General features: G+C 27.2%; 17 protein-coding genes and 1 other RNA gene. 4 read left to right on the top strand and 14 right to left on the bottom strand.

What is annotated here, in order from left to right; genetic code table 11:
- Positions 1 to 62: 62 nt before the first annotated feature.
- The 7 genes from CLFE_RS09135 to CLFE_RS09105 all read right to left on the bottom strand — a co-directional run bounded on the left by CLFE_RS09135 (position 63) and on the right by CLFE_RS09105 (position 7,057).
- On the bottom strand, positions 63 to 2,102 hold the full coding sequence (locus CLFE_RS09135) for a P-loop NTPase fold protein (protein ID WP_169850954.1): 2,040 nt from the start codon (positions 2,100 to 2,102) through the stop codon (positions 63 to 65).
- Positions 2,103 to 2,435: 333 nt separating this feature from the next.
- Complete coding sequence (locus CLFE_RS09130) at positions 2,436 to 2,903, bottom strand: DUF722 domain-containing protein (protein ID WP_077893765.1); 468 nt, start codon at positions 2,901 to 2,903, stop codon at positions 2,436 to 2,438.
- 94 nt (positions 2,904 to 2,997) lie between these two features.
- Positions 2,998 to 3,864 (bottom strand): type II toxin-antitoxin system PemK/MazF family toxin, encoded by an 867-nt coding sequence (locus tag CLFE_RS09125; RefSeq protein WP_169850953.1) that lies wholly within the window; start codon positions 3,862 to 3,864, stop codon positions 2,998 to 3,000.
- Positions 3,865 to 4,353: 489 nt separating this feature from the next.
- Positions 4,354 to 5,655 carry a replicative DNA helicase gene (dnaB, locus tag CLFE_RS09120; RefSeq protein ID WP_077893763.1) on the bottom strand — a complete coding sequence of 434 codons (1,302 nt, stop codon included), beginning with the start codon at positions 5,653 to 5,655 and terminating at the stop codon, positions 4,354 to 4,356.
- Positions 5,630 to 6,424, bottom strand: a complete 795-nt coding sequence (locus tag CLFE_RS09115; protein WP_242951640.1) for a conserved phage C-terminal domain-containing protein — start codon at positions 6,422 to 6,424, stop codon at positions 5,630 to 5,632. The genes dnaB and CLFE_RS09115 overlap by 26 nt, the downstream gene beginning before the upstream one ends.
- A 111-nt stretch (positions 6,425 to 6,535) precedes the next feature.
- Positions 6,536 to 6,739: a helix-turn-helix domain-containing protein gene (locus tag CLFE_RS09110; RefSeq protein WP_077893762.1), complete on the bottom strand. Its 204-nt coding sequence runs from the start codon at positions 6,737 to 6,739 to the stop codon at positions 6,536 to 6,538.
- Positions 6,740 to 6,805: 66 nt separating this feature from the next.
- Positions 6,806 to 7,057, bottom strand: coding sequence for a helix-turn-helix domain-containing protein (locus CLFE_RS09105; RefSeq protein ID WP_077893761.1), 252 nt, complete (start codon positions 7,055 to 7,057; stop codon positions 6,806 to 6,808).
- Between the two features lie 168 nt (positions 7,058 to 7,225).
- Between CLFE_RS09105 and CLFE_RS09100 the strand changes: the two genes are divergently transcribed.
- The 4 genes from CLFE_RS09100 to CLFE_RS09085 all read left to right on the top strand — a co-directional run bounded on the left by CLFE_RS09100 (position 7,226) and on the right by CLFE_RS09085 (position 9,781).
- On the top strand, positions 7,226 to 7,690 hold the full coding sequence (locus CLFE_RS09100; RefSeq protein ID WP_250944758.1) for a helix-turn-helix domain-containing protein: 465 nt from the start codon (positions 7,226 to 7,228) through the stop codon (positions 7,688 to 7,690).
- Positions 7,691 to 7,706: 16 nt separating this feature from the next.
- The gene (locus CLFE_RS09095; protein WP_077893759.1) at positions 7,707 to 8,075 is read left to right on the top strand and encodes a hypothetical protein; all 369 of its coding nucleotides are present in this window, start codon (positions 7,707 to 7,709) and stop codon (positions 8,073 to 8,075) included.
- A 17-nt stretch (positions 8,076 to 8,092) separates the two neighbouring features.
- On the top strand, positions 8,093 to 8,557 hold the full coding sequence (locus tag CLFE_RS09090) for an ImmA/IrrE family metallo-endopeptidase (protein ID WP_077893758.1): 465 nt from the start codon (positions 8,093 to 8,095) through the stop codon (positions 8,555 to 8,557).
- A gap of 63 nt (positions 8,558 to 8,620) precedes the next feature.
- Positions 8,621 to 9,781, top strand: a complete 1,161-nt coding sequence (locus CLFE_RS09085) for a tyrosine-type recombinase/integrase (RefSeq protein ID WP_077893757.1) — start codon at positions 8,621 to 8,623, stop codon at positions 9,779 to 9,781.
- A 56-nt stretch (positions 9,782 to 9,837) separates the two neighbouring features.
- On the opposite strand, the gene rnpB is transcribed toward CLFE_RS09085, so the two are convergent.
- The 7 genes from rnpB to dnaG all read right to left on the bottom strand — a co-directional run bounded on the left by rnpB (position 9,838) and on the right by dnaG (position 16,634).
- An RNA gene (gene rnpB, locus CLFE_RS09080) (RNase P RNA component class A) lies at positions 9,838 to 10,179 on the bottom strand.
- A gap of 56 nt (positions 10,180 to 10,235) precedes the next feature.
- Entirely contained in the window at positions 10,236 to 10,994 is a 759-nt protein-coding gene (locus CLFE_RS09075; RefSeq protein WP_077893756.1) for a zinc ribbon domain-containing protein, read from the bottom strand.
- 168 nt (positions 10,995 to 11,162) lie between these two features.
- Entirely contained in the window at positions 11,163 to 11,969 is an 807-nt protein-coding gene (locus CLFE_RS09070) for a Nif3-like dinuclear metal center hexameric protein (RefSeq protein WP_077833410.1), read from the bottom strand.
- Positions 11,960 to 12,649: a tRNA (adenine(22)-N(1))-methyltransferase gene (locus tag CLFE_RS09065; protein WP_077833411.1), complete on the bottom strand. Its 690-nt coding sequence runs from the start codon at positions 12,647 to 12,649 to the stop codon at positions 11,960 to 11,962. Before CLFE_RS09065 ends, CLFE_RS09070 begins: the two co-directional genes overlap by 10 nt.
- A gap of 34 nt (positions 12,650 to 12,683) precedes the next feature.
- Positions 12,684 to 13,568: a PH domain-containing protein gene (locus CLFE_RS09060; protein ID WP_077893755.1), complete on the bottom strand. Its 885-nt coding sequence runs from the start codon at positions 13,566 to 13,568 to the stop codon at positions 12,684 to 12,686.
- A 114-nt stretch (positions 13,569 to 13,682) separates the two neighbouring features.
- Complete coding sequence (gene rpoD / locus CLFE_RS09055) at positions 13,683 to 14,819, bottom strand: RNA polymerase sigma factor RpoD (RefSeq protein ID WP_077833413.1); 1,137 nt, start codon at positions 14,817 to 14,819, stop codon at positions 13,683 to 13,685.
- Between the two features lie 24 nt (positions 14,820 to 14,843).
- Positions 14,844 to 16,634, bottom strand: coding sequence for a DNA primase (dnaG, locus tag CLFE_RS09050; protein WP_077893754.1), 1,791 nt, complete (start codon positions 16,632 to 16,634; stop codon positions 14,844 to 14,846).
- Between the last annotated feature and the right edge of the window lie 73 nt (positions 16,635 to 16,707).

The raw sequence follows: 16,707 nt of genomic DNA, 5'->3' as shown, positions 1-16,707 counted from the left end.
TAAACTAAAAAGATAGAATTTTAAAAATATAAAACTCTATCTTTTTAATTTATATAATTTTTTTATCTTAATCTATTAGATATACTTTCAAGTTGTTCTATTAAGTTATTAATATTATATATTCTTATTTTACCACCTTTTAGTGTATTCTTATATTTTTCCAATTCATTAATTAACTTTTGTATTATATAAATATCATTTGCTAAAAAATCTTTAATATTTCCCAAATTATATATATAGCAATTAATTACTGCAGTAAATTCCGTTATTTGCGTATTTGAAGATACTTTTATACATGTTAATAATTTTTCAAAATCAATTACACTTAAAAACCCCTTATATGTCAATATTTCACTTATATTTTTTTCATCACTTACATAACTAAGTAAGTCTGCACTCCACTTATCAGTTTTATCAAAAAAAACATTAATTTTATTGTTAAATTCTTTGGTTGATCTTTCATCAAATACCTTTTTCAAGTCATTACAATACTTGTTATATTTCTGTTGTAATTTTTCATTCTGAAAAGAATATGTTTGACTACCAAATACATAATATTTATTTTTAATATCACTCAATTCAATATAATTTCTTATATTATTTTTCATTTGATTTACAATATCATCAATATTATTAGTATTAACACCTACACTTTCTAATATAATGTTAATAGCTAATATATTATAATAACTTGATATTTCATATTTACATGGATTAGATTTTAGAGTATTATCTAATTTGTTAATTAACTCCAAAGCCTCTTTGTCTTCCATGCTATACCAATATATATAATTGAATTTGAATAAAGGGTCTTCTTTATCAAGACATTTATTTTTCCTTAGTTCTGCATCACATCTATCTATATATTGTCCTATACTATCTATCGAACTTTTATTAAACTTTGAATATACTACAAAATCATCAACAAATTTAAATCCAGTAATACTTCTACTCTCATAAATCATATCCCTATTTAAATTTATTTCAACTATATCCTCATTCTCTTTCCATTCATGAATTTTCTTATTCCCAGATTTAAAGATTATAGAACTAATAATAGTATACTTAAATATTTTATCCTCCATACGTTCTAACATATTAGAGTTTAATGGAAGTTTGTTCATTAAATCTTGAAATTTATCTAAAGAAAACAATAGAGTTCTGATATTTTTATGATTATACTCCTGCATTTTTTGTACTATAAATTCCTTGTTTGATTTAACCATCTTACTTATACTATTATATTCAGTTTTTCCAACAAGTTCTTCAACAATCAATTTAATATTAGGCTCATAATATATATTAATACCTATTAATTTTTCTTTTATCTGACTATAAAATTCATTCTGACCAAATAATACTTGCACTCTATTTATAAGTTCTTCATGATCAACTTTATTTTCTTTAAGATTACTCTCAATTTCTTGGTGTTCTTTTTCTTTTTTATCATTAAGCATTTTTTTAAAAAGTTTTTCATAACTCATATTATTTTTTTCAGAATTTTGTTTATTCATATCTATATTATTATTTAAAGCTACTAAATATTTTAATTCCGTATTCAAAAAAATATTTGCTAAAGATATTTCTTTTTCATTAGCAACAATAATTACTTTCATATTCTCATGTTCTACAAAATTATTTATATACCCTAATACTTCATTTATATTCATACTACATCTTTCAAGATCATCAAAAATTAATATACAATCTTTTAATTTCAGAAAATCTTCTATTGAAAATTCAATATTTTTTATAGAAGTTCCTTTAACAGTAAAAATCGTACTTGCTATAAATTTACCTAGTCCAGTTACGGTTTTTACCCCCTGACTTTTTAATTTTTCTGAAAAAGGAATCGTTTCTATAAAAATCCTTTTAGATATCTCATTTGTAGTAGTGACTCCATAAAGTGAAATATAAATTATTTTTTTTTCTTTATTATTATGCTCTTTTAATTCATTAATCAAATAATTTTTAACAAAAAAAGTTTTTCCGCTTCCCCAATTCCCATCAATTAATACAGCATAATTATAACTTGCTTTATCAATATAATTTTTTATTGTGGTTAGAATCTCCTCGTTTGACAGCTGTTCTTCTTTTATCATAATCATACTTCCTTGTTATTATTTTTTCTATATATTTCTATACAAAACTTCATTTTCCTTCCACATGTTTTATAATAGCATAATAAATTTATTAGTGACTTTTAATAACTAGTTTACATATTATATAACTTCAAACATTCTTTATTTTTTGAGAATAATTAACATTGACCTTTCTTATTTTAATATTCAGGTTAATTGCACACTGCCATCACACCAAAATAAGAAAAGCACCTGAAATTAATCAGATTCTAATGTTTTTATTAAATTTTTCTATGATTTAATCATATACCTAATTAGTTTAACTTTACCATATAAATTAACATAAATTTTTAGTTAATTTTCCGAAAGATTTTCATAAAAATTTGATACAAATATTACATGTATTAATTTTTTAATAGCTTCATTTTTGATATTTCTGCATGTAACATCACTTAATTCTAACTTATTACATATATTAAGCCATCCTATTTTCGTATTGCTAAAATATCTTAATTCTATTATTGTTCTTTGTTCTTCATCCAAAATTGTAAGTGCATTATCAATTTTATCTATTTTCCTTTGCTTACTATCTCTCATTCTTTTTAAATATTCAATTTGCCTATTCTTTAATTCTAATTCATTTTCTACTACACTATTAAACTTATAAGTTTGTCCTGTTTTTTCTTCAAAGCTTACAGCTCCACAACCTCTATATTCATTTTCAAATTCTTTCAAATCTAAATCTATGTTTTTAATTTCTACCTTCATTATTTTATAATTACATAGCATATATTCAACTGCTTTATATTTATCCATTGCCATTATTTATCACTTCTCCTTTTATATATACATGCAAAACACCGTAAAATTCATTTTTGAATAATACGGTGTTTTTCTTATAAATTATATTTCATGTTTATACCTCTTTAATTCCTAACTGAAATAAAATTGCATTATCTATTTTTGACATAATTTCTATATCAACTCTATCAATAAAATCTAAAATATCATTTTGCTTAATAGTAGTAATTTGCTCGACAACAGCTGTCATTAATTTATCGTTTCTTTCAAATTGTATATGAGTTGGTATTAATTTTTTGTCCTCTCTTAAGCCTGTTAATGGTACTATTGTTAAAGAAGGTGCATATTTATTTAAAATACTATTCTGTATTATTATAACAAGCCTTTTACCTCTTATGAGCGAATCACCTTCATTCTTTAAATCAACTAAACATATATCTCCCTTTTGGAATTTTCTCAATATAATTTTTCTTTTATCGTCCTTTTTTACAGTAATCTCAGCTTCTATTTCACTAGATACTACTTTTGTGTTCTCAGTATTCTTATTGACCTTTTGGTTATACTGTTCAAAATTAAAACCTTTTATTGACTTCATAATTTCCTTATTATTATTTTTTATGTTTATAATTTCATCTAGTGACACTTCAGTATTTGAACTTATTTTCTTAACAATGTTATTCATGTTGTCAACTTGCGATTCTATTTCATCTAATATTACATCTACTTTATTTTCCTTATTATTAGCCTTTATATTCTCCGCAACTGCATATATTATTGCAAATATTCCTAATGCTATTGAAATTAATCCTGTCCCAACAGAAATCAAGGTTTGTATTGGCTCATTTTTATTCCATAACTTATATGTTAAAATAAGTATAATTATTCCGATACATATGCCTAATATCCATCTATAATTTACTTTTGAAATGTAATTTTTATAATGTTTTTCAATACATTCATCAATATTATTGCATCTTTTCATATCTTTCTTCCCCGCATTACATATTAATTGTAAATTTACCATTTTATTTATAAAACTATAACATAAAATTATAATATTGTAAATATATGAAACAAAGTAAAATACCTCATTATTCAATATTCAATTTTCAAAGTGCACAGTTTCCAATTAAACATTTTAATACTCTTATTTTATAATTTGCACCATCTCCAATTCATCTAAATCCTAACATCTTAAATATTTAAGGCAGTGATTTAACTTAATAAAATTTTCTGTTCATATATCTCCTGTCATATTGTCTATACCTGTATAAATATTGCCATTTTCTATTATTAAAAATTTCCCTTTAGTTTTATAATCCTTAATCATTTTTTCAAAAATCTTAGAATTAAATTTATTCCCGCATCCACATTTCAACTATTCTACACGCATCATAAAAAGATAGTCCACATTCACATAACTTTATTACCTCATTTGCCCAAAGTCTTATAATTTAAATCACCTTCATAATTAAGAATTAAATATATCAGCCACCAGTTGATACTCAGGTTTTACTGCAAACTTAATAGTTCCTGTAGCTCCATCACGTTGCTTTGCAATAATACATTCTAAAATGCCTTTTTCATTACTATCTTTGTTGTAGTATTCATCCCTATACATAAACATAACTACATCTGCATCCTGTTCTATTGCTCCTGATTCTCTAAGGTCTGATAATTGCGGTCTATGGTCATTCCTTTGCTCCGGAGCACGTGATAATTGCGATAATAATATAACTGCACATCCCAATTCTTTAGCCATCTTTTTAGCTTGTCTAGTCATTTCTGTAACCTGTTGAATTCTTGGTTCTTTTGGATTAACCGCTTCAATCAACTGTAAGTGGTCAATTATTATTACATCTAACCCATGTTTAAGCTTTAATTTTTTACTTTTAGACTTAATTTCATTAATTGTTAAATCTGTTGAAGTGTCTGTAAAAACATTATCCCTTGAAGCCATTTGACCAGCTTTTTGAGTTAGTATCCCCCACTCTTTGTCTTCAATTTTTCCTATTGAAAGTCTTTTAGCATTTATACATGAACTCATTGCTAATCTTCTAATCCCCAATTTTTCTTCACTCATTTCAAATTCAAACAATGCCACCTTAGCAGTTTTACTTATACCTTCCATTAAGTTAAGTGCAAACATTGTTTTACCCATAGATGGTCTTCCTGCTATTACTATTAAATCACCCTTATTAAGTCCACCTATAGCATAATCAAGTTTCTTATAGCCTGTCCTAGTTCCTGGAACCTGACCTCCATTATTATAATTTTCTTGTATATTGCTAATAGCTTTATTCATCAGCTCTGTATCATTAAATATATCATTTTTATTTTTTGATCCTATGGATAAAAATTGATTTTCCATTTCACTTATAAGTTCCAAAGGATTACTTTCTTCAATTTTAGATATAGTATTATAGCACGCATATAATATTTTTCTTTTATCACTTATATTTTTCACAATATCAGCATAAGATTTTACATTTGCTATACTTGGGACACTATCAACTAATTTAAATATATATGTAATCCCACCAATACTCTTTATTTTGGCTTCTCCAAGTCCATTAATAAGTGTTGTCGTGTCTATAGGTATATCTTTACTTTCCATATCTAAAATTGTCTTAAAAAGCATTTTATTAGCTGTACTGTAAAAATCACTTTCCTTTAAAAAATTAATATCAGTTAATACATCATTGTCTTTTAATATTGCACCAAGCACATTCATTTCAGCTTCAATATTATGAGGTAGTGGTCTTTCTATCATTACTATCTCCTTTCATGAAATCAAAATTAAAATCGTTATAAGTATTGTCATTATTTTTATTTTCTTCAATATTTAATATATCTGTTTGATTTAAATAACTTTCAAATTTAGTTCCAAATAATGTTGAAGGTCTTAAATATCTTTCCATTGAAGTTCCTATCCACTCTTTTACTTTCTTATCTATGACCGTTTTAAAATCTTCAATTGTAAATCCTTCTTCTATTCTTGCATGTATAAATTTTTGAGTTTCTCTGCTACTGGACTTATATTTAGAGCCTATTTTTTTATTTAAATAATCTACAACAGAACAATATATATCTTTAATAGATTTATCTTTTAATAGATTAATATTTTGTTCGGGATTTAAATCCGTACCCTTACGGATTTTGCTCCGTAGGGTATCGGATTTGTTTCCGACATGGTTCGGATTTATTTCCGAGACGTCTGTTATTAAATCAGTATATTTATTTCCAAGTTTATAAAATGAATACGTTCCTCTATCTTTAACAGTCACACGCTCTAATACTTCACATTCACACATATTTTTTAATCTTCTATATACACTATCTTTTTTAAGTTTCAATACTGGTAGTTCTTCATTTATACTTTCATACTTTACCCAATAAAAAGTTTTGCCTTGAATTGTTTTAGTAACCATTTTCAAACTATCTTTAAAATCAACAAAATATCTAAGTATTAAAGAGTCTACTGCATCTAATCCAAATTCAATTAATTTCTTCTGACAAAAACCATTTATAGTATATTTCATATTTTCACCTGCTTTATTGATTTTTGTAGGATTGTGTAGTAAAATTCAAATTGAAATTTTTATTTAGCTCTTTTTTAGAACTTTTTTTTATCATTTATTATTAAGCTAAATTTATAGCTCTTTAATATTCTCTAAATCAGTTAAATCTTTACCATCATACTCTTTTAAAAATCTATTTACCTCTGAATTTCTTATTTTTAAACTACCAAGTTTTATTGCTGATAATAACTTTCTATTAATCAACTCATATACTAAAGCTTTATTAGTTTTTAATCTTTTTGTAACTTCTGAAACAGACATTAAATAATCTTCCATTTATTTCACCTCCTTTCAATACGAGCTATAATTTAAAGGGTTTTTTGACTTTTTATCTAACTTGTATCACTTTTTTTCATCAATGCCCTTTATTGCATTGTATGCGACAAATTGATCAAAAAAAATAGCATTGACTTCTTCAATTGTTAAATTAAGCTTACTAATTATTACATTTGCTTCTTTAATAGAAATTGATTCTCCATTATTTTTTAATTTTCTATATAATGTAGATTTATTAATCTCTAAAGCGTATGCTAATTCTTCAATATTCAACCCCTTTTCAACAATTTTACCCTTTAATTTATTAATATTAGGCATACTTTCACTTCCTTTAGTTTGTCGCTTTGTATGCGATTTACTAATTAAATAATACAATGCTTTTTTTTATTAGTCAATACTTTTTTTGCATAATAAGCGATTTTTTCGCTTATTCTATAAAATAGGTTGCATATTTGCGAAACCAGTGTATAATATAAAATATAAAAGATGAAAGGTACGATAAAAATGAGTATAGGGGAACGAATAAAACAAAGGAGAAAAAAACTTAATTTATCAGTTGATGACATAGCTTATAAATTAGGCAAAAATAGAGCAACTGTGTATAGATATGAAAGTAATGACATAGAAAATTTACCAATAACAGTACTCGAACCTTTGGCTAAAATTTTAGAAACTACTCCTACTTATTTGTTAGGATTAGAAAATGCTAAAAATCAAATTGTTGAAATTAATCCATCAAATGATGAAATGAATTTAATAAAATCCTATAGACTATTAGATAGTAATGATAAATATAAGGTTGATAACTATATAAGAGACTTATCTAATAATATTAAATACATCAACAATAATTATAATAAATCATCCAATTTAGGCAAAGCAGCTCATAATGATTTTTCAGATAATGAGGAACAACAAAAACTAATGAAAGAAGATTTAGACGAGTTATAAAAGGAGGTTGTATGAATTGGAAAAAAGCAATAATGATTTATTTGAATTAATGACTAAAATGTATAGTGAAATACAAGAAATAAATAAAAGACTTAATAATGTTGAAGCTAGTAACTCAAAGAACTCCTTATTACTTGAAAAAGTTGATAGTAATATTAAATTACTTGCAGAAGGTCAGGAATCATTTAGAGATCAAATTGGACGTAATAACAATGATGATAAGACAACTATTAATGATAGACTTCAAATTATAGAGCTTGCAGTTAATTCTATCTCATCATCCATAACCGATATGAATGATACTATTGAAGTAGTAAAAAATACCACAGCTAGTAATGATATTGATATAAAAATATTAAAAAAACAAAGGAAATCTGTTATCTAAATAATTCACTTATGATAATGAACAGTTATGAAATACTTTTAGATGAATGTTATAAGCAGAATATAGTTGTTGTAGAAAAAAATTTCAAAAGTAAGGCAAAAGGTTTATGGAAAAATAATAAGATAGGTATAAGTAAAAAGTTGCTTACAATTGCTGAGAAGAAATCTGTACTATCTGAGGAACTTGGACACTACTATACTACATATGGAAATATACTTGATCAAAAAAATATTGCAAATAGAAAACAAGAAAAAAGAGCCCGCAATTGGGCTTATGAGAAATCCGTTAGAATTATAGATTTAATCGCTTGTTTTAAAAAAGGACTTAGAACTAAAAATGAAATAGCTGATTATTTGAATATAACAGAAATGTTCCTTGAACAAGCTATTCAACATTATAAAGAAAAATATGGTATTTACTATGAATTAGATAATTATGTTATCTACTTTGAACCAACATTATCTATATTAGAAATGTTTTAGCTTATAAGGTCTTATGACCTTTATATATTTTTTAAATTTTTACAGAACATATGTTCAGAAAGGATGATTTATTTGAAAGGTGGAGTAAGAAAAAGAGGTAAATCTTGGAGCTATTATTTCTATATTGGCGAAATTAGTGGCAAAAAGAAAATGAAAGAGAAAGGAGGCTTTCAAAGTAAATCTACAGCAGAAAAAGCAATGCGTAATGCTCTTTATGAATTCGAGCATGGAGGTTATGTTGAACCTAAAAAAATTACACTTAATGAATTTTCTTTAGAGTGGTTAAATAAGTATGTAAAACCCCTTAGAAAAATTTCAACTTATAATCGTTATAAAGAATTAGTTAATAAATATTTAATTCCAACTTTAGGAACCATAAATATTATTAATATTACTTCTTACCACATAGAACAATTATTATTAGCTAACAAAAAAAATATAAGTAGTTCAACACTACAATCCATATATACAATTATAAATACTATAATGAATAGAGCCTTAAAATTAAAAATTATAAAAGAAAATCCATGTAAATACGTTGATAGACCTAAAAGAAAAAAATTCACTCCTGATGTTTTAGAACCAAATGAAATACAGGAAATCTTTAAAATTTTAGACTTGTCTGATGAATATGATTATATGTTTAATGTAGCTTTAAGATTAGTTCTTGAGTTAGGCTTAAGACGTGGTGAATTAGCAGGACTTGAATGGTCAAGCATAAACTATATCGAACATGTTTTGATTATAAAAAATAATTTAATTTATACTAATGGACATGTTAAAATGACAACTCCCAAAACTCAAGAAAGCAATAGAATAATTTATGTATCTGATTCAATTTTAGACTTATTAAAGGATCTACACAATAAGCAGCTACAACATAAAATAGCTGCACAAGAATTTTATGAAGATAATATATTTGATGGAAAAAAATATGATTTAATTATGAAGTGGTGTTCAGGTAAATATATTCATCCTATGTTTTATACAAATAAAATAAGAAAAGTTTTAAAGCTTGCAAAAATAAATAAGGCTATTAGATTTCATGATTTGAGACATACAAATGCAACATTATTATTAGAACAAGGTATTAATTTAAAAGTCATTCAAGAACGTCTTGGACATAAAGACATTTCCACAACAGCAAATATCTATTCTCATGTAAATAAAACTATGCAAAAAGATGCTACTGAAAAACTACTTACCCTATTTAAAAATTATTAGTATGGCAAGAGTATGGCAAAATAAAAAACACTAAGTACGAAACCTAGTGTTTTCAATGGACGACTAAACCTGTAAGCCGAGTTCTGTATTTGACAATCATCTATCTAGACCCTATGTTACCATAAGGTTCAAGCGATACTACCCGGAAGCAGAGCGGGCCACTCCAAAACGCCTCCCTATTCGATCTTGCTCCAGATGGGGTTTACATAGCCGCAAAGTCGCCAGTGCGCTGGTGAGCTCTTACCTCGCCTTTCCACCCTTACCATTAAAAATGGCGGTATATCTCTGTTGCACTTTCCTTCAAGTCACCTTGACTGGGAGTTACCCAGCACCCCGCCCTATGGAGCTCGGACTTTCCTCTCCTGCAAAATTGCAGCAGCGATTGTCTGGTTTACTCGCATAAAATATAATACCACACTTATTAAATTATATCAATGGTAATTTATTGTATTCCTTATGCTCGTATTTTTCTCTTGTATTTTCTTTTTAATTTTCCTTCACTTTCATCGTAGTACAAAATTCTTCCACAATTATCACAATGTACTATACTATTGTTATTTACAAGGTTATCTATCGTCATGGATGAAACCTTCATCTTGCAGCCTCCACATATTTCTCCACTTACCTTTGCCACTGCGCAACTGCTTCTCATCATAAGACTTGATATTTCTTCAAATAAATCTTTTGGGATTTTACCTTTTATCTCTTCTATTTTTAATTTTGCAGCTATAAGCTCTTGTCTTGCTTTTTCTACTTTTTCACTGCTTTTTCCCTTATAATCATAGAAATTATCTTTTATATTAACAAGCTCTACTCTTAAATTCTCTATCTCACTTTTTAATTTTTCTTCTTCATCCAACAAATCTACAGCTTCATCTTCAAGCTTTTTTATAATTTGCTTTTCACCTTCAATTGCATGTTCCAACTTCTCTATAGCATTTAAATCTGAACCCACTTTATTATAAAGCTTATATTCATTATTCTCCATTTTTTCTCTCTCACATCTCAAATCAATGCTTATAGCCGCATAATTTTCTTTTATCTTTGCTAATTCCTTTTTTCTCACCACATAATTTTTCTTAGCTGTTTCAAATTCATTTTTTAATTTCTTTAACAAATAAATGTAGGAACCATCTCTAAGTATTTTTTTATTTTGCTTTATAATATCATAACTCTCCTGAATCAAGTATGCTAATTCTACATTATTATTCATATCTTTTCCTCCCAATTATAAATCTTCTAAAATAGAACCTAATCCCCTAAAATCGAATCAAGTTATACCTTTGCTAGAAACTCTATATTATTATTTTTAAAATAACACTTATAAATAGACTGTTTATTTTATGTAAAAATAAAAGTAGACATAGAGAAAATTCTATATCTACTTAATTTTATATGGATCAATATTATTTTGTGATACTGAAATAGACGTATCTATACCTTTAGAATTTAGTGAATCTTTAAGCATTTTAGTCATAACTATTACAGATGGCCACTCTGTTCCAAAATGACCCGCATCAATAACTGCCATACCCATCTCATTATAATCACTAACGTAATGATACGAAGTATCTCCTGTAATTATGCAGTCAGCTCCTTTTTTCCTAGCCTCTTCAAAAAAATCCTGTCCGCTGCCATTTATTATTGCAATTTTCTGTATTTTTTTATCGTCATTTCCACAATACCTTAAATTTTGCACCTTCAAATTTTCTTTAACTCTATGACATAATTCTTTAAGCTGTATCCCTTCCTCTAGCTCTACAACTCTGCCAATTCCAGCTTCCTTTACTGCCCTAAAATTTTTAGCTAAAATACTTGAATTATCAAAGCCTAAAATACTAACTATAGCGTCATTTATACCATTCTTAACACTATCAAGATTGGTATGAGCTGAATATACATTTATATTATTTTTTATTAACTTGATTATCTTTTTACCTAAAAGGGTATCATTTGTTATACTTGATGGCTTTTTAAAAAGAATTGGATGATGAGTTATTATCATGTTGCATTTCTTTTCTATAGCCTCATCTATAACTTTAATAGTACAATCCAGAGCTGTTAATATACCTTCTACGGTATCCTCCCTATCCCCAAGCATGAGTCCAACATTATCATAATCTTCTTTTAGAGAAATTGGTGCAAAATCTTCTATTATATTACATAAATCTTTTACCTTTAAAGACATGATAACAACCCCTTTAACTTGTGAATTTTTGTATTCAACTCTTCTTTTCTATTTAATGCATTCTCAGTGACTTCCCCTATGTTTTTATATATTTTGTGGTACTTTTCTATTTTGTACTCAATATATTCCTTTAACAAAGGATGCTTCATTGCTATTAGCTTCTCACTAATCTCATAATACAAATCATCTTTTTTCTGCTTTTTCGAAGCATAGCATACTTTAATTATCTCATAATATTTATTTTCGTCAATACATAATTGTTCACCTAATATGTTAAAACCTTGTTCATAAAGATACTTTCTAAGTATATCTGGATTTTGAACTGGTTGAAGCACTGCATATTTTAATGTTTTAAATATATCCAATCTTTCTTCAATTATATCTCTTATTAAATTTCCGCCCATTCCGGCAATAATTGCAGCATCAGCTTCCCCTTCTCTTAACACATTAAGTCCCGAACCTAAACGGCACTCTATTTTATCTTGAAATCCATACATTTTTATATTACTTATTGCTTTTTCAAGAGGTCCTTTATTTACATCTGAAGCAATAAATTTCATTTGACAATTATTTTTAAGCAGATATATCGGTAAATAAGCATGATCTGTACCTATATCTGCTATAATTTCACCTTCATCTATTATTTCTCCTATTAATTTAAGTCTACTTGATATTTCCATTTACGTTGCACCAACCCTTTAATGAATTTCTAAATCATATGTATGTAATATAAATTTTAATTTGAAATAGTAAAAATATAACAGAAATCAAAAATGAAAGGTACATAATTCTATAAGCTATCTTTTTGCTATATTTGGAATAAAAATATGCCGAATAATATATACAAAAAAATATAATCATATTATATGCTCCATACATCATTTGCTTAAATGCAAATTCTCTTCCTGTCCCATAAGATATAGGTTTAAAATTAGAATCAAAAGTAAGCGGCATTTTAGCTGGAATTAACCCACTCAAATATAGAACAAAAGGAACTATTGTTACCATCAAAATTATTGCTGCTATTAAAGAGATTAATATAACAAAATGCTTATCCTTATTTAAAATAACTCTTTTTTCTTTTTCAAATTTAAAAGTTTCTAAAATCAATTTGTTTTTTACGAAAAGTGCTTTAACTTCTTCACAATTTTCTGGTGAAATACCATATATTGCCGACCCAACTTTTATATAAATTACACTTTTAGTCGATGTAGCAAACATATTAACCGTTCCAATATCGTTTACAAAAAACAAACCTAAAGCAAAAAAATTCCTACCATAGCCCCACAATCTTACTCCTTTAACTTCTCCATGTGAAATACTATATGCTTTAATTTCTCTAAATGGTATAGTGTTTTTTATGCCAAAGCACCAATTTATATAAAAGTTTTTTTCATCATAAGAATATTTAAGAGTTAGGCTTTTAATTATATAATACAATTGATATATATTAAAAAACACAAGAAAAACCTCTATGATACTTAAAACTATATACATATTGATAAACATACTTAAAATTAAAAATGCTGCATCCATAGCTAAAGTTATTCCTAAAATAATTGCATACGAAAATCCCTTATACGGCTTTATATAGTTCAATTTATCACCTTCTTTTACTTAAAATTATAACATAAATAAAAGACTGTTAAAAGGCTAAGTGATGCCTTTATACAAAAACAAAAGGTCATTCTGAATGGGAATGACCTTTTGTATCTAATCAAGATAATCTTTTAATTTTTTACTTCTGCTTGGATGTCTTAATTTTCTAAGAGCCTTAGCTTCTATTTGTCTTATTCTTTCTCTCGTAACATTAAACTCTTTTCCTACCTCTTCAAGGGTTCTAGCCCTTCCATCATCGAGACCAAATCTAAGTCTTAGAACTTTCTCTTCTCTAGGTGTTAAAGTATTTAATATTTTAAGAAGTTGCTCTTTAAGCATTCTAAATGCTGCGGCATCTGCTGGTGCTGGAGCTTCATCATCTGGAATAAAATCACCAAGATGACTATCCTCTTCCTCTCCTATTGGGGTTTCAAGGGATACAGGCTCTTGTGCTATTTTCATTATTTCTCTTACCTTATCAACCGGCATATCCATTATCTTAGCAATTTCTTCTGGTTGAGGTTCTCTACCTAATTCCTGAAGTAATTGTCTTGAAACTCTTATAAGCTTATTTATGGTTTCAACCATGTGTACTGGTATTCTTATAGTCCTTGCTTGATCTGCTATGGCCCTTGTTATTGCCTGCCTAATCCACCAAGTAGCATAGGTACTAAATTTGTAACCTTTTTTAAAGTCAAACTTTTCTACTGCTTTAATAAGCCCTAGATTTCCTTCTTGAATTAGATCAAGGAAAAGCATTCCTCTTCCAACATATCTCTTTGCAATACTTACAACGAGTCTTAAGTTTGCTTCTGCAAGTTTCTTTCTTGCTGTTCTATCACCATTTTCAATTCTTTGAGCTAAGTCTATTTCTTCTTCTGGGGATAATAGTGGAACTTTACCAATTTCTTTTAAATACATTCTTACAGGGTCATCTATCGCTATTCCCTCAGGTATAGTTAAATCTAACTCTTCTTCTTCCACTTCTATTTCATGCATGTCACCAACTACGTCAACACCAACAGATTCAAGAACTTCATATATCTTTTCTATCTGTTCTGGACCTAGGTCAACTTCCTGAAGTTCATCCATTATTTCTTTATACGTTAAGCTACCATTTTTCTTGCCTTTATCTATTAGATTTTTGACAATTTTCATTTTTTCATTTTTTTCTTTTGCGGTTTCTTCTTTTGACACCTTTTTTGAGTTTTTCTTTTCTCCCCCGTTTTTAACTTCAGTCTTATTCTTCATTAATGAAAACCTCCTTCCGTTATTCTATAGATTGTCTAGCCTATTTTGTATTTCTTCCATTCTTTTGATAAGTTCAATGGTTTCATTAAACAATCCCTTTTCTTCAAGGTCCTTAATTTCACTCATAATCTTCTTTTTTGTCTCCTCTAATCTAAATTTTTTAATATTTGTAATAAAATCATCTACAAGATCTTTTACATTGTTTTCTGAAAGTATTATGTTTTGTTCTTCTATCTTTACAATTTCAGATGAACTTTCCCCATCATCACATCTTGATTCAATAAAATCAAATTTAGATTTTAGATTACTACTTACATTATCTTCGAAATTTAATATAATGTTATATATTTTTTTATGGCTCTCCATTATAAAATCATCTACACTAATTTGTGTGTTTATATAACTGCGTATATCTTCATGTTCAATCATTAACTTAAGTAAATATCTCTCCGATTTAACGTGTGCGGATTCCACATATAAATTTTGTCCATAATTGCTATTTTTATTCATTTTTTCAATGTTATTGCCATTTTTCTGAATATCAGTACTAATCAAATCGTAAATTGCTTGTTCTCTTATTCCTGTCTTACCTGAAATTTTTTTGATATAAACATCTTTCTCTACTGGATCTAAATCTTCAATAATTTCTGCAATATCCTTAACATACTTTATAACACTTTCACTGTCTTTTAAATTCACATTTTCAAAGGCCTTACCTATTCTATACTCAATAATAGAAACGGCATTTTTTACAAGCTTCATAAAAGCCTCTTTACCATTTTTCCTCACAAATTCATCTGGATCTTTTCCGTCTGGAATTTTTATTATTTTTATATCAAAGCCTGCTTCTTTTAATATATCAAACCCTCTAAGTGTAGCTGCCTGACCAGCTGTATCAGCGTCATATGATATCACCACTTTACTAGCATATCTTCTTAATAATTTTGCCTGATCTTTTGTAAGTGCTGTTCCAAGCGAAGCTACCGCATTATTTATACCATATTGATGAAGGGATATACAATCCATGTACCCCTCTACAATTATAAATGTATCCCCTATATTATTTTTTATTGCAAAATTTAAGCCATAAAGGTTAGTTCCTTTTTTAAATATTTTTGTTTCTGGAGAGTTTAAATATTTCGGCTTAGAATCATCTAAAACTCTTCCACCAAACCCAATAACTTTACCTTTATAGTTAAATACAGGAAACATAACCCTATTTCGAAACCTATCATAGACAGCCTTATTTTTTTGTACTATAAGTCCTGCTTCAATAAGTTCTAATTCTGTATAACCTTTAGTCTTCATAAAACCTAAAAGCTGTCTCCAATCATCCTTAGCATATCCAAGTCCAAACCTTCTCATGGTTTTTTGATTAATTCCTCGGTCAATAAAATACTGTTTTGCTTTTGAACTCGATTCTAAACTCTTAAAAAAATATCTAGCTGCTTCAACATTCATATTATATAATTTGTCATATTTCTCTTTATTTTTTGCATAGTATTTGTCTTGTTTATCGTCTATAGTTAGATTAACTTTATCCGCAAGATATTTAACAGCCTCCACAAAAGAGAAATTCCTAGTTTTCATTACAAAGGTTATTACATTACCTGCTTCTCCACAGCCAAAACATTTATATATTTGTTTATCTTGAGACACACTAAATGACGGTGTTTTTTCATGATGAAATGGGCAAAGCCCCGAGTAATTACGTCCTGTACGTTTAAGCTTTACCTTTTCAGATACAATATCCACTATGTCATTTAAATCTTTTACTTTTTGAATTATATCTTCACTTATAATAAGACATTCCACCCTAATAATTAAATTCCCATGAGCATAATTAAATTCGACAAAAAAAGTTTAAATCCTTCTTTTGTGAGATTTT

The organism is Clostridium felsineum DSM 794 (genome assembly GCF_002006355.2).
GTDB classification, from domain to species: domain Bacteria; phylum Bacillota; class Clostridia; order Clostridiales; family Clostridiaceae; genus Clostridium_S; species Clostridium_S felsineum.
This window is presented reverse-complemented; position numbering and strand designations above follow the sequence as displayed.